Here is a 14,169-nt window from a genome sequence, read left to right as displayed (position 1 = left end):
TCAGTCCTCCCGCAGGGTCAGGGCGCCGGTCGGGCACGCCTCCACGGCTCCGGCGATCACTCCGGCCGGTTCGCCGTCCGGGTCCACGACAACGGCCACCGCGCTGTCGTCCTGGCCGAAGGCGCCCGGGGCGGCGACGACGCACATCCCGGAGCCGATGCACACGTCCCGATCGATGTCGATCGTGGTCATCAACCGAGAACCGGCGGTTCGGCCGGCGTGAACCGGTAGAGCTTCTCCGCGTTGCCGCGCAGGACCTTGTACTGCACCTCCGGCGAGAGCCCCTTGATCAGGCGCTTGACCACGTCGATGCTGTCCGGCCAGGTCGAGTCCGAGTGCGGGTAGTCGGTCTCGCACATGATGTTGTCCTCGCCGATCACGTCGATGCTGTCGACGCCGTGCTGGTCCTCGATGAAGCAGCCGTAGACGTGGTCACGGAACAGCTGCCGGATGTTGAGCTCGCTCAGGTCGACGTCGGTGCCGGCGTGGTCGGAGAACGTGACGCCGCGCTGGACCCAGTACCGCTGCTTGTCGTAGACCTGCTCCGCCCGCTCGAGGAAGTACGGCATCCAGCCGATGTTCCCCTCCGAGAGCGCGATCTTCAGGTTCGGGAAACGCTGGAACAGGCCGCTGAACAGCCAGGCGAGCATGGTTCCGGAGGTGCGGGTCGCACCCCAGGCCAGGTTCGCCATGAACGGCGCGTCCTTGGTGATCTGCGGCAGCTGCGAGGACGAGCCGACGTGCATCGACGCGACCATTCGCAGCTCGTTGGCCGCGGCGAACACCGGATCCCAGTACCGGTTCTTGTCGTGGATCGTCGGCAGGCCCAGCGGCTCGGTGTTCTCGGAGAACGCGAACGTGGTCGCGCCCTTGGCAGCGCAGCGCTCCATCTCCTTCGCGGCCAGCTTCGGGTCCCACAGCGGGATCAGGATCAGCGGGATGTAGCGCCCCGGCGCCGCACCGCACCACTCCTCGATCATCCAGTCGTTGTAGGCCTGCAGGCAGGTGAACCCGAACTCGCGGTCGCTGGCCTCGGAGAACAGCTGCCCGCAGAACCGCGTCACGGTCGGGAAACACAGCGACGCGAGGATGCCTGCCTGGTTCATGTCCGCGATCCGGGCGGTGGCGTCGTAACAGCCGGGCGCCATCTCGCTGTACGGCAGCGGCTCCGGGCTGAACTCCTCCTTGGACTTGCCCACCACGGCCGACAGCCCCGAGCTGGCGAACTTCTTGCCGTCGTAGACCCAGAAATCCATCCCGGAGTCGTCGACCTCCATGTGCGGAGCCCGGTCGTGGTCCTTCTTCGGCAGCCGGTCCAGCCAGAGCCTCGGCGGCTCGAGCACGTGGTCGTCGACGGAGATCAGCCAGTCCAGGTTGTACTCGGATGCCATGGGGTTCTCCCTCACTTCAGCTCGCCGATGGCGAGGTGCTTGACCTCTTGGAATGCGCGGATGCCTTCTAGGCCCCGCTCGCGGCCGAGGCCGCTCTGCTTGTAGCCCCCGCTGGGTGCGTACGCGCTGTACATGCCGGTGTTGACGTTGACCGCGCCGGTGCGCAGCCGACGGGCGACAGCGGTGGCGGCGGCGGTGTCGGCGCCGTAGACCTGACCGGAGAGGCCGTAGTCGCTGTCGTTGGCGATCGCCACCGCCTCGTCCAGGTCGCGGTAACCCAGCACCCCGAGGACCGGCCCGAAGATCTCCTGCTGGGCCGCCGGGTTGGCGTTGTCCGGCAGGTCCAGAACCGTCGGTTCGACGTAGTAGCCGCGCTCCAGCCCGGCCGGGCGGCCCCCACCGGCGACCACCGTGGCGCCGTCCGCGACCGCTGCCGCGACGATCCGCTCGCAGCGCTCCCGGGCCACCGCGTTGATCACCGGACCCAGCGCGGCGGTCGGATCGTCGGGCGGACCGACACGCAGCGCCCCGTACGCCTTGGCGACGGCGTCCAGCACGTCGTCCTTGCGGTCCTGCGGGACGAGCATGCGGGTCGCGGCGACGCAGGCCTGACCGGCGGTGGCCGCCACCACCGCGATCGCGCCTGCGGCGGCGCGCTCCACGGCGTCCGGCAAATAGATTTGAGCGGATTTGCCGCCGAGCTCGAGCGCCACCCGCTTCACGGTGGGCGCGGCCTGGGCCAGAATGGCCCGGCCGACGGTCGTGGACCCGGTGAACGACACCATGTCGACGGCCTTGTGCGTCGTCAGCAGCTCGGCGCCTGCCGACCCGCCTTCCACGACCACACTGAGGACGCCGGGCGGAAGGCCGGCTGCGTCCGCCGCCGCTCCGAAGATCAGCGAGCTCAGCGGGGTCAGCGGGCTCGGCCGCAGGATCACCGAGTTGCCCGCCATCAGCGCCGGTGCCAGCTTCTGCAGCGCCATGATGATCGCGCCGTTGTAGGGCGTGATCGCCGTGACGACGCCGACCGGCTCGTGCCGCCGGACGGACAGCGCCACCCGGCCGCGGACCAGGTCGTCGATCGGCACCGGGTTGGTGTCCTCGTGCCGCATCGACAGATAGAGGTCGATCGTGCCGCGCGCCCCGGCGAGACCGGCCTGGAACTGGGCCATCTCGGCGAACCGGGCCGGTTGACCGGCCTCGGCGACCATCGTGGCGATCAGCGCGTCGTGGTGGGCGGCGAACGCGTCGAAGAACGCGTGCAGGGTTTTCGCGCGCTCGGCGACCGGCAGATCGGCCCAGACGCCGCGGTCGAAGCTGCGTCGCGCCTCGAGGATCGCCCGCTCGATCTCGGGCAGCGGGGTCGCCGGGAGCTCGGTCACGGTGGTCTCGTCGGCGGGGTTCTCGACGCTGAACGTCTCGTCGCCGTCGACCCAGGCGCCGGCGACGTAGGAACTTCTCAACACGGTGACTCCTCGGAGCTGTAGGCGACCGCGCCGCCGTAGTGAGGGGAGGACGCGCAGGCCACCGCACGGGTCGCGGTCTCGCGCTGGCGCTTTCCGGCCCGGCCGGAGAGCTGCAGGTAGCACTCGAGCATCTGGGGAATGCCGTGCATCCGTCCGTTCCCGAGCGCGCCACCGCCGGAGAGTGCGGGGACCGCGCCCAGCCGGTCGCTGTCGATCCCGCCGTCGGCGACGAACCGGTGCGCCTCGCCGACGGGTGCGAACCCGAGCGCCTCCAGCCAGAACCAGACGAACGGCGAGAACCCGTCGTACGCCTGCGGCAGGTCGATGTCGTCCGGGCCCCAGCCGGTCTGTTCCCGGAGCCGGTTCACGGTGACGGCCGCGCCGGCCATGATGTCGTCGAGTGGCCAGTGCTGGGGCAGGCGGTGCGGTGGCGGCGGGCTGGTCGCGTATCCGCTGACGTACACCGGCCGGTGCGGCAGGTCGCGGGCGCGTTCGGCGGTGGTGAGCACGAACGCGGCGACCCCGTCGACCGGGAAGTCGCAGTCGTAGCGGCAGATCGGGTCGGTGAGGGGTCCGGCGTTCGTGTACTCCGCTGCGCTCAGCGGCGTGCCGTACCAGTAGGACCAGGGGATCCGGGCGCCGTTCTTGCGGGCCTCCACGGCCACGTGCGCCAGGTCGTCGCGGCTCGCGCCGTAGCGGTGGAAGTACTCGGTCGTGGGCAGCGCGATCATCGTCAGCGGGCCGAAGTAACCCTGGGGGACCGTCCACTGCTGCGGGCCTTCGGCCTGTCGGATCGGGTTCGCGTGGTAGCTGCCGCGCGGGTTGTGCAGTGCGCGGTGCAGGACGACGTAGTCCGCGGCGCCGGCGGCCAGCGCGTTGGCCGCGAGCCCCACCGAGCCGGGGATCTGGCCGATGCCCTGGAAACCGGCGACGTAGCGGGGCTCGGTCTTGGTGCGCAGGTGGCGCGCCATCCAGTCGGCCGAGACCGTGCTGACGCCGTCGACGACCGCGTGGTTGCCTGCCGTGGGGAACAGCGCCGAGGTGACGTAACCGTCGATGTCGGCGGGCTGGAGACCGGCGTCCGAGATGGCGTTTTTTGCGGTTTCGACGGCGATCGCGCCGAGGGGTCGTTCGGCGTGGCGGACGACCCGGCTGTGGGCGTAGCCCACCACGGCGACGGTGTTACGCACGGGACCACCCCGGGATGCCGTGGTGGAAGGTGGCGGTGACGGCTGCGCCGGGGTGTGGTTCGCCGTCGAGATGTCCGATCATCCGGAGGTCGGCCTGCTCGGCCAGCTCGACGTCGACGAGCGTGAAGGGGGTGGGCTCGCCGAGGAACGACCGGCGGACGACGGTCCACGAGCGGATCACGCCCCGGCCGCTGAGCTGCTCGTACGTGTAGGCGGGCGCGGTGCTGCCACAGTGCGGGCACACCGGTTCGGGCGGCAGCACGAGCCGCTCGCAGTCGCCGCAGCGAGGGAGGGCGAGTTCGCCGCGGGCGGCGGCGTCCCAGTGCGGCGTGGACAGCGCGTCCGGCACCGGCGGGATCCCTCCGGGCGGGATCAGGGCAGCGCCCCGGTGTCGCGGAGTGCGGTGATGCGCTCCCAGTCGTAACCGAGCTCGAGCAGGATCGCCTCGGTGTGCTCGCCGTGTTCGGGCGCGCGGCGGGGCACCGGCGGCTGCTCGTCGAACTGCACCGGCACGGTCGGCAACCGGTAGGACGGGCCGCCGTCGACGTGCACGTCACCCAGGTAGCCGTTCGCCTCGACCTGCGGGTCGGTGAGCAGTTCCTCCACCGCCTGCACCGGTGCCCACGGGGCGTCGAGGCGGCTGAGCAGGTCCTTGCACTCGGCGAACGTCCGGGATTCGAACTCCTTCTCCAGCTCCGCGACGCAGGCTTCCCGGTTCGCCGCGCGGGCGGCCAGATCGGCGAACCGGGGGTCAGCGGCGAGGTCCTCGCGGCCGAACAATTCGCAGAACGGTGCCCAGTAGCGGTCGGACTGGAGGAAGACCAGCTGGATGTGGCGGCCGTCCTTGGTCCGGTACGCGCCGACGACCGGGTTCGGGCCCGCGGACGGACCGGCCGCGCGCGGTTGCCCACCGGCCAGCGCGGCCAGCACGTCCGAGGAGAGCGTCCACATCGCGGTGCCGAGCAGCGAGACGTCCACGATGGACCCGCGGCCGGTGCGGACCCGGCGCAGCAGCGCCGCGGCCATGCCGAACGCGAGCGCCATCGCGCCGTTGCGGTCGCCCATCGCGCCACGCTGGTTGAGCGGCCAGTCCTGGCCCGGTGGGGTGAGCACGTGCGCCATCCCGCCCCGCGCCCAGAACGCCGAGGAGTCGTAGCCGGCCCGCTCGGCGTCCGGGCCGCGGACGCCGTACCCGTGGCCGCGGGCGTAGATCAGCGTGGGGTAGCGGTCGGTGAGGGTTTCCGCGTCCAGCCCGAGACGGCGTAACGCGCCGGGACGGAAGTTCGTGAGGAAGACGTCCGCGCTGGCCAGCAGGTCGTCGAGGACCGCGCGCCCGGCCTCCGTCCGCAGGTCGATCGCGATCGAACGCTTGCCGCGGTTCGCCAGTGCGACCGACAGGTTCACCCCGTTGGCGTCCGCTCCGATGCCCTGTGTGGACAGGGCTCGGTAGGGGTCGCCTTCCGGGCGTTCGATCCGGATCACGTCCGCGCCCCAATCGGCCAGCAGCGCGCCGGCAACCGGGACGAAGACCCACTGCGCCAACTCGACGACACGGATTCCGTCGAATGCTGGATCGATCTGGGAGTTCATGGAGCACCTCCGCTACGTCGGCGTTGTCGCAGAACGTGGTGCGGTAGCGATGTAGAACGTCGCTCTCGTTAAGAGAACACAACACTTTTAGAAATGTAAATGTTGACTTTGCTGCGTCCGATTGCGAGCATGGCCTGACTCGAGGCCCCCGTAGCGGGCCGATTGTTGCTGGTAGCGGCCCGTTCGCTCGTCCGGAGCCGCTCATCCCCACCCTGCCTGCCGACCCGGGAGCTCCCTGCCCGGCGTCGTGCCGTCGGCAGGGCCGAAACGGCTCGACGAGGTGGCTGACCTATGGCAATGAAGCCTGCCCGACGACTGTTGACCGCGGCTTTCGCCGCACTCACGCTGACCGCCACCGCCGCCTGCGGTGCGGCCGAGGACGACACATCAAAGAAGCCCGTGAACGCCGCCGCGGTGCTCGGCCCGTCGGCGCCCGCCAAGGGCGAACCGGTCCGGATCGGGGTGGTGACCGGCAAGGCCGCGACCGGCCAGCGAGCCGTCGAACGTGACGTCGCGGAGGCGACGATCAAGTACCTCAACGCCCGGAAGTCCGGCATCGGCGGGCGCCCGATCGAGCTCTTCGTCTGCGACACCACCGCCGACCCGAGCACGGCCACCGACTGCGCCAACCGGATGATCCAGGACCGCGTGGCCGGCGTCGTGATCGGCTCGACGTCGGTCGCCGAGAGCGTCTGGGATCCGCTGCACGCCGCCGGCATCCCGACCATGCTCTTCGCCGCGAGCGACGCCCCGGTACTGCGGGACGCCAAGTCCACGTTCGTGCTGAGCGACCCGGTCTTCGCCAACGTCACGCTCCCGATCGAGCTGGCCAAGGACGCGGACGAGAAGACCGTGACGACGATCGTGGTCGACGTGCCGACGGCCGTGGGCCTGTACTCGACCGTCGCGCCGCCGGTCTACGCCAAGGCCGGGATCGAGCACACGGTGATCGCGGTGCCGCTCGACACCGCCGACATGACCCCGCAGCTGCAGAAGCTCGCGAAGGGTGATCCGGGCATCGTCCACGTGGTCGGCAACGACTCGTTCTGCGTCGCCGCGTTCAGCGGCCTCCGCGCGGTCGGCTTCACCGGCAAGATCCACGCGGCGGGTCCCTGCATCACCGACGCCACCCGCAAAGCGACCCCGAAGGACCAGCTCGAGGGCATGACGGTCTCCGCGGCGACGCCACTGGGAACCGACAACCCGTCGATGCAGCTCTACGAGGCCGTGGCCGCCACCTACGGCAAGGACATCGATCTGGGCTCGCCCGCCGGGATGTCGCTGTTCTCGACGATCACCGCGTTCCACGCCGCCCTGCAGAACCTCACCGGCGAGGTCACGCCGCAGTCGGTCACCGCGGCGATCAAGGCGGCGCCCAAGGCCGAGATGCCCGGAGCCCAGCCGCTGACGTTCCAGTGCAACGGCTCCTTCTACCCCGCGACGCCGGCCGTGTGCCTGCGCGGCGGCCTGATCGCGACGCTCGACGAGAAGGGCAAACCCGAGAAGTACGACGCGCGCGGCACCGAGCCTGCGGGCTCGTGATGAGTCACCTCGCCGCGCTGCTGCTCGGGCTCGGGAACGGCGCCGTCTTCGCGGCGCTGGCGCTGGCCCTGGTGCTGACGTTCCGCAGCTCCGGGGTGATCAACTTCGCCACCGGTGCGGTCGCGCTGACCGTCGCGTACGTCTACGCCGGGCTCCGCGACGGTGAGCTGCTCGTGCTCGTCGTGCCCGGCCTGCCGCCCACGGTCGACATCGGACAGCCGTGGGGGCTGATGCCCGCGGTCGTGCTGGCGCTGCTGGTGGGCGCGGGGCTCGGGGCGCTGCTGTACGCGGCGGTGTTCCGGCCGCTGCGGGCCGCGCCGCCGCTGGCCCAGGCCGTCGCGTCGCTGGGGGTGCTGGTCGTCATCCAGGCGCTGCTGGCGATCCGGCTCGGCGGCGCGCCGGTGAGCGTCGAGGCGATCTTCCCGGCCTCCCGCTGGGAACTCGGATCGCTCACCGTGCTCTCCGACCGCTTCTGGCTGGCGGTGTCGGTGCTCGTGCTGACCGTCGTCCTGACGCTGGCGTTCCGGTACACCCGGTTCGGGCTGCTGACCAGGGCGACGGCCGAGACCCGGCTCGGTGCCTACCTCTCCGGGGTTTCCACCGACCGGGTGGCGCTGGCCAACTGGATGCTCAGCGCCACCGTCGCCGGGGCGGCCGGCATCCTGATCGCACCGCTGACCCCGCTGACGCCCGGCACCTACACGCTGTTCATCGTCCCGGCGCTGGCGGCGGCCGTGGTCGGCGGCTTCCAGCACCTGGTACCGACCGTGCTGGCCGGGCTGGCGATCGGCATGCTGCAGTCCGAAGCGCTGACGCTGGCGGCGGAGCACTCATGGATGCCGCAGGCCGGTTCGGCCGCGTTGATCCCGCTGGCGGTCATCCTGGTCGCGCTGCTGTACACCCGCCGGGGCATTCCGGCGCGCGGGCAGCTGCTGCGGCAACGGCTGGGGCGTGCCGGGCGTCCACGGGGGCTCGTCGTGCCGACGGTCGCGGGTACGGCGCTCGGCGTCGTCGCGCTGGTCTTCACCGAGGGCACCTGGCGCAGCGCGGTGATCGCGACGTTCATCCTGGCCGTGATCGGGCTCTCGCTGGTGGTCGTGACCGGGTACGCCGGGCAGGTGTCGCTCGCGCAGCTCGCGCTGGCCGGCACCGCCGCGTTTGTCCTCAGCGCGCTCAGCGACCTGCCGTTCCCGATCGCGCCGTTGCTGGCGGCGGCCGTCGCCACGGTCGTCGGGGTGGTCGTCGGGCTACCCGCGCTGCGGTTGCGCGGGCTGTCGCTCGGCATCGTGACGCTCGCGCTCGCGTACGCGATCGAGGCGGCCTGGTTCCGCAACACCGACCTGGTCGGCACCAGCGGCGCGCGCGTGACCCAGCCGACGCTGTTCGGCCTCGACCTGAGCGTCGGGACCGGAGAGGAGTTCCCGCGGTTGCCGTTCGGGCTGCTCTGTCTGTTCGTGCTGGTCGTCACGGCCTGGGGTGTCGCGAAGCTGCGGATGAGCGGGCTGGGTTCGGCGATGCTGGCGGTGCGGGCCAACGAGCGCTCCGCCGCGGGCATCGGCGTCGACGTGGTGCGGGTCAAGATCCTCGCGTTCGGGTTGGCATCGTTCATCGCGGGGATCGGCGGGTGTCTGCTGGCCTACCGGCAGAGCGTCGTCACGTTCGATTCGTTCACGACGCTGGCCGGGCTCGCGCTGCTGTCCACCGCGTACCTGGCCGGCATCACGTCGGTGTACGGCGGGGTGCTGGCCGGGGTGATGGCGGCCGGGGGCATCACGGCGATCGCGATGGACCGGTGGGTGCACCTGGGGGACTGGTACCAGGTGGTCAGCGGCCTCGGGTTGATCGCGGTGCTGCTGACCAACCCCGAAGGGCTGGCCGGTGGCGGTCACGACCTGGTGGAACGCGTCCGCCGCCGCTTCGGCCGCCGCCGAGCCGCCGCGCCCGCAGCTACGTCCGACGCCGGGCTCGGGGCTGCGCGCGGGGCCGGGCTCGGGGCCGTCGGGCCTGGAGGCGGGCCGCGGCTCGAGGTCTCGGGGCTGACCGTGCGGTACGGCGGGGTCACGGCCGTGGAGGACTTCGCGATCCGGGTGGCGTCCGGAGAAGTCGTCGGGTTGATCGGGCCGAACGGTGCGGGTAAGACCAGCGTCATCGACGCGTTGACCGGCTTCGCTCGCGCGTCCGGCACGGTCCGGCTCGACGGAACCTCGATCGACGGCCTGGCACCGCACGTCCGGGCCCGCCGGGGCCTCGGCCGCACGTTCCAGGCCCTGGAGCTGCACGACGACCTCACCGTCGAGGAGAACGTCGGCATCGCGGTGCACAGCGGATCGCGCTCGGCGGCCGTCGCGGAGGCCCTGGACGTCGTCGGCATCGGGCACCTGGCCGATCGGGTCGCCGAGGACCTCAGCCAGGGCGAACGCCAACTCGTCTCGCTCGCCCGCGCCTGCGCCGCCCGGCCCCGGGTGGTGCTGCTCGACGAGCCGGCCGCGGGTCTGGACAGCACCGAGAGCCGGCGGCTCGGCGAACGGATCCGGGCGATCGCGCGGGACAGCGGCGCCGGCGTGCTCCTCGTCGACCACGACGTCTCGCTCGTGCTCGACGTCTGCGATCGCGTCTACGTGCTCGACTTCGGACACACGATCGCCGCGGGCACCCCGGAGGAGATCCGCGCCGATCGGGCCGTCGTCGCGGCCTACCTGGGACGCGTCCACGAGGCGGTGGCGGAATGAATCCACGGTTGGAGTGCACGGGCCTGACCGGCGGGCGGGGCATCAGCACGGTGTTCCGCGAGCTCGACCTGTCGCTGGAGAGCGGCCGGATCCTCGCGCTGGTCGGCGCCAACGGCGCGGGCAAGACCACGCTGCTGCTGACGCTCGCCGGTGTGCTCCCGCTCGCCGACGGGGAGGTCCGGGTCGACGGCGAGCCGGTGCGGTCCGGGCGTCCGCGCGCCGCCAGCCGGGCGGGCGTCGTCCTGGTACCGGACGACCGCTGCCTGTTCACCGGCCTCACCGTCCGGGAGAACCTGCAGGTCGCGGCCCGCCGTGGCGGGCCCACACCGAGCGACCTGCTGGACGTCTTTCCGGCGCTGCGCCCCCGGATCGGCCTGGCCGCCGAATCGCTGTCGGGCGGTGAACAGCAGATGCTCGCGATGGCCAGGGCGCTGATCCAACAGCCCAAGGTGCTGCTGGTCGACGAGCTGAGCATGGGTCTGGCGCCGCAGATCGTCGAGACGCTGCTGCGGACCGTCCGGGAGAGCGCGGACACGAACGGCTGCGCGGTGGTCCTCGTCGAGCAGCACGTCGACCTCGCGCTGGAGTTCGCGGACGACGCGATCGTGCTCAACCGGGGCCGGATCACCCTGCAGGGCGCCGCGAGCGAGCTGGCCGCGGACCGGGATCGGATGGAGCAGGCGTACTTCGGAGGCACCCTTGAGCGTTGAGATCAGCATCGCCCGCCGGATCGCGTCGTTGGCCGCGGAGCGGCCGTCCGGAACCGCCTTACGGGTGCTGTGCCTCGACGGCAGCGAGCCGACGTTCACCTGGCCCGAGCTGCACGACCGCTCCTCGCGGCTCGCCGGCGCGTTCGCCGACCGCGGGCTCGCGCACGGCGACCGGCTGGGCATCGGGTTGCGCAACTCGCCGGAGTTCGTGCTGAGCGTGCTCGCCGCCTGGAAGCTCGGCGCGGTACCGGTGCCGGTGCGCTGGGACGTGCCGGACTGGGAGTTGGAACGGCTCCGGGAGGTGATCGCGCCCCGGCTCTACCTCGGACCGGACGATCTGTCCTGGCTCTCGACGCCCGGCCCCGCGCCGGACCTGCCCGACGTCGTCTCGCCGCAGCTCAACGGCATCTGCAGCAGTGGCTCGACCGGTACGCCCAAGGTGATCGTCAGCGACCGGCCCGGCTACTACAGCCCGCTGCTCGCCAGTCCGCTCGCCGATGCCTGGGGTCCGGTGCCGCGGCCGCAGACGATCCTGGTCCCGGCGCCGATGTACCACACCAACGGGTTCGCGCCGCTGCACAACCTGCTCGCCGGTGACCAGCTGATCGTCTGCGAGAAGTTCGACGCGACGCGGATCGCCGACGCGATCGAGCGGCTGCGCGTCACGAACTTCACCGCGACCCCGACGATGCTCAAGCGGATCGCCGACCTGCCCGGCATCGACGCCGCCGACCTCGCGAGCCTCGTCTGGATCACCCAGGGGGCGGCGCCGATGCCGGCCTCGCTGGTGCACCGCTGGGCCGGGCTGGTCGGCGCCGAGAAGATCTACATGGCCTACGGCATGACCGAAGGCCTCGGGCTGACCGCGATCCGCGGCGACGAGTGGATGACCCACCAGGGCACGGTCGGGCGGGGCATCCGCGGTACCGAGGTGCGCATCCTGGACTCCGACGGCGCCGAGCAACCCCCGGGCGCCATCGGCGAGATCTACCTGCGTTCCTCGTTTCCGGCGTCGTCGCACTACCTGGGCCCGGTGCCGCAGCTCAAGGAGACCGCCGACGGCTTCAAGACCGCCGGTGACCTCGGGTTCCTCGACGAGGACGGTTACCTGCACCTGGTGGACCGGCGGGTGGACATGATCATCACCGGCGGCGCGAACGTCTACCCCGCGGAGGTCGAGGCCGCGCTGATCGATCATCCCGGCGTCGCTGACGTCGTCGTCATCGGTCTTCGGGACCCGGAGTGGGGGCGCCGGGTGCACGCGATCATCCAACCGTCCGACGCCTCCGCACCCCCGGAGACGGGAGAGATCATCGCGTACGCCAAGAGCCGCATCGCGGCGTACAAGGTGCCGAAGACGGTCGAGATCGTCGACGCGGTCCCGCGGAGCGAGGCGACGAAGGTCAACCGCGGCGCGCTGGTCGCGGCCCGGGAGGCGTGATGGGGCCGCTGGGGTGCCGACGACGAGCGCGGCGCGCTCCACCACCGGACGCCCGCCGCTGAGGCACGCGAAACTGGCCTCTAAGGACCTGTTAGAGGCCCAGAACCCGTCATCCAGCGGGCCGCGCGGCCTCGGCGGACCGGTGGGGCGTCCCCGGAGCGGGTCAGGCGGGGCTTCGGGTGGGGCGGTCGGAGCGGATCCAGCCTCGCCGTAGCCCCTCCTCGACCAGCCGGTTCGTCGCCGCGCCCAGCGTCGTCGACGCGGCGACGACACCGGCCTCCCTGGCCCGCACCGCGGCTTCGGTCGCACCGGGCATCTGCCACGTGCCGCCCCGGTCGAGCCAGTTGAGCAGCATCGGCTCGAGCCGGTCCATCGCCTTGCAGAACCGCGCCTCGGGTGTCTTCGCGGCCTCGAACTCGTCCCACAGCGCCCGGACGTACGTCGCCTGGTCGTCCGGCAGCAATGCGAACAGCCGGTCGGCCGCGGCCTCCTCGCGTTCCCGCTGGTCGACGACGGCAGCAGCGTCGAACACCGGGCTGTCGCCCGCGTAAATTTCCACCAGATCGTGCACGACGACGAGCCGCATCGCGTGGCCGACGTCGATCGGCTCGTCGGCGTACTCGGACAGCAGCATCACCATGAGCGCGAGGTGCCACGAGTGCTCGGCGTCATTCTCGCGCCGCTCGGCCGCCGCGAGCGGTGAGGCGCGCAGGATCGTCTTGAGCCGGTCGACCTCCGCGATGAACGTCAGCTGCTGCCGGAGCCGTTCGTCGAGGTCGTCGGGCAGTGGGTTGCGGTCGATCAGCAGGCCCGGGTCGTCCATGTGCCTCACCCTACGGCGCCCGCGACGCTCGTCCCCGCGGCGCCGGTGCCCGCCGCCGGGCCAGGTCAGTCAGCCGAGCGGGTCAGTCGGCCGGCCGGGTCAGTGGGCCGAGCGGGTCGGGAAGGCGCCGCGGGCGACCACCACGACCACGGCCGCGAGCGCGACCGTCGACGCTGCCGCCCAGGCCACCGCGCGGATGCCCGCGGATTCCAGGACGACGCCGCCGAGCGCGGCGCCCGCGGCGATGCCGACGTTGCTCGTGGCGACGATCCAGGCGCCGGCGAGCTCGGCGGTCGTGGCCTCGGTGCGGACCGCAGCGGTCTGGTAGATCGACGCGGTCGGGCCGAACGCGCCGTTCCAGACCGCGCCCGCGGCGATCACCAGTACCAGCGACGGGAAGGCCGCGCCGGTTCCGAGGATCCCGAATCCGAGGACGACGAGAACCGCGAGCGCGGTGTGGCGGAAGCGCCGATCGAGTTGCGGACCGGCCAGCGAGACCCCGACCAGGCCGAGGCCGCCGAAGAGCAGCAGGATCAGCCCGATCGCGTCCGGGGTGGCTCCCGCGCGCAGCAGGAGCACCGATACGTACGTGTAGAGCGTGTTGTGGCCGGTGTAGAGCAGCGCGTTCGAGCTGACCGCGGCGAGCAGCCGCCGCCGGCCGCCCGGTGCCCCCGCCTGCCGGGTCACCGGTGCGTCGACGGCGGGCAGCGTGATCGCGATGAGCACGAGGGTCAGTGTCATCAGCGCCGCGAGGGCGGCGAACGAGCCCCGCCAGCCGACCGCGTTACCGAGCGCGGTTGCCAGCGGCACACCGAGAACAAAACCCGCCGAGATGCCGGTGGAGGCGAGGGCGAGCGCCTTACCGGTCTTGGCCGGAGGCACCAGACGCGCGGCGTAACCGATGCAGAGCGAGAAGAACACCGCGTGGGTGGCGCCGCCGAGCGCTCTGGCGACGGCGAGGACGGCAAGGCTCGACGCGATCGCGGACAGGGCGTTGCTCACCGCGAAGATGCCGGTCGCGATCAGCAGCAGCCGCTTGCGGGGGATGCGCCGCGTCACCAGCGTGAGCGGGACCGCCAGCACCGCGACGAGCCCGGCATAGAGGCTGACCAGCAGACCGGTCGTGGACTCGCTCACCGCGAACGTCCGGCTGATCGTGGGCAGCAGACCGACCGGCAGCACCTCGGTCGTCACACCGGCGAACACCGCCAGCGCCAGGATCAGCAGCCCGGGGCGCGCGTCGCCGAGCCCCTGTCTGTCGTCGGTGTCCGCGAGCGTGTTCGCCAC

General features: G+C 71.8%; 12 protein-coding genes. 4 read left to right on the top strand and 8 right to left on the bottom strand.

Annotated elements, in window-relative coordinates:
* The 6 genes from BUB75_RS31330 to BUB75_RS31305 are packed head-to-tail and all read right to left on the bottom strand — an operon-like array spanning nt 1 to nt 5,637.
* Complete coding sequence (locus BUB75_RS31330) at nt 1-192, bottom strand: ferredoxin (RefSeq protein ID WP_073261956.1); 192 nt, start codon at nt 190-192, stop codon at nt 1-3.
* The gene (locus tag BUB75_RS31325; protein ID WP_073261954.1) at nt 192-1,391 is read right to left on the bottom strand and encodes an amidohydrolase family protein; all 1,200 of its coding nucleotides are present in this window, start codon (nt 1,389-1,391) and stop codon (nt 192-194) included. The genes BUB75_RS31330 and BUB75_RS31325 overlap by 1 nt, the downstream gene beginning before the upstream one ends.
* Before the next feature lie 11 nt (nt 1,392-1,402).
* Nucleotides 1,403-2,857 (bottom strand): aldehyde dehydrogenase family protein, encoded by a 1,455-nt coding sequence (locus BUB75_RS31320; protein WP_073261952.1) that lies wholly within the window; start codon nt 2,855-2,857, stop codon nt 1,403-1,405.
* Entirely contained in the window at nt 2,851-4,047 is a 1,197-nt protein-coding gene (locus BUB75_RS31315) for a thiolase family protein (RefSeq protein WP_073261950.1), read from the bottom strand. Before BUB75_RS31315 ends, BUB75_RS31320 begins: the two co-directional genes overlap by 7 nt.
* Nucleotides 4,040-4,396 carry a Zn-ribbon domain-containing OB-fold protein gene (locus BUB75_RS31310; protein WP_218617871.1) on the bottom strand — a complete coding sequence of 119 codons (357 nt, stop codon included), beginning with the start codon at nt 4,394-4,396 and terminating at the stop codon, nt 4,040-4,042. The genes BUB75_RS31315 and BUB75_RS31310 overlap by 8 nt, the downstream gene beginning before the upstream one ends.
* A gap of 23 nt (nt 4,397-4,419) precedes the next feature.
* Nucleotides 4,420-5,637 (bottom strand): CaiB/BaiF CoA transferase family protein, encoded by a 1,218-nt coding sequence (locus BUB75_RS31305; protein ID WP_073261946.1) that lies wholly within the window; start codon nt 5,635-5,637, stop codon nt 4,420-4,422.
* 291 nt (nt 5,638-5,928) lie between these two features.
* Between BUB75_RS31305 and BUB75_RS31300 the strand changes: the two genes are divergently transcribed.
* Genes BUB75_RS31300 through BUB75_RS31285 form a run of 4 tightly spaced genes read left to right on the top strand, consistent with a single transcriptional unit; the run spans nt 5,929 to nt 12,059 of the window.
* Nucleotides 5,929-7,179, top strand: coding sequence for an ABC transporter substrate-binding protein (locus tag BUB75_RS31300; protein ID WP_143175515.1), 1,251 nt, complete (start codon nt 5,929-5,931; stop codon nt 7,177-7,179).
* The gene (locus BUB75_RS31295) at nt 7,179-9,908 is read left to right on the top strand and encodes a branched-chain amino acid ABC transporter permease/ATP-binding protein (protein ID WP_073261942.1); all 2,730 of its coding nucleotides are present in this window, start codon (nt 7,179-7,181) and stop codon (nt 9,906-9,908) included. Before BUB75_RS31300 ends, BUB75_RS31295 begins: the two co-directional genes overlap by 1 nt.
* Entirely contained in the window at nt 9,905-10,618 is a 714-nt protein-coding gene (locus BUB75_RS31290) for an ABC transporter ATP-binding protein (RefSeq protein ID WP_073261939.1), read from the top strand. Before BUB75_RS31295 ends, BUB75_RS31290 begins: the two co-directional genes overlap by 4 nt.
* A complete protein-coding gene (locus tag BUB75_RS31285; protein WP_073261937.1) occupies nt 10,608-12,059 on the top strand; it encodes a class I adenylate-forming enzyme family protein in 1,452 nt (483 codons plus the stop codon). Before BUB75_RS31290 ends, BUB75_RS31285 begins: the two co-directional genes overlap by 11 nt.
* Before the next feature lie 163 nt (nt 12,060-12,222).
* On the opposite strand, the gene BUB75_RS31280 is transcribed toward BUB75_RS31285, so the two are convergent.
* Together BUB75_RS31280 and BUB75_RS31275 are read right to left on the bottom strand one after the other, a co-directional pair.
* The gene (locus BUB75_RS31280; RefSeq protein WP_073261935.1) at nt 12,223-12,882 is read right to left on the bottom strand and encodes an HD domain-containing protein; all 660 of its coding nucleotides are present in this window, start codon (nt 12,880-12,882) and stop codon (nt 12,223-12,225) included.
* Between the two features lie 99 nt (nt 12,883-12,981).
* Nucleotides 12,982-14,169: an MFS transporter gene (locus BUB75_RS31275; protein WP_073261933.1), complete on the bottom strand. Its 1,188-nt coding sequence runs from the start codon at nt 14,167-14,169 to the stop codon at nt 12,982-12,984.

This window comes from Cryptosporangium aurantiacum (genome assembly GCF_900143005.1).
Classification (GTDB): Bacteria; Actinomycetota; Actinomycetes; order Mycobacteriales; family Cryptosporangiaceae; genus Cryptosporangium; species Cryptosporangium aurantiacum.
Note: the sequence above shows the minus strand (reverse complement) of the source record. Positions and strands in the feature narration are given on the sequence as shown.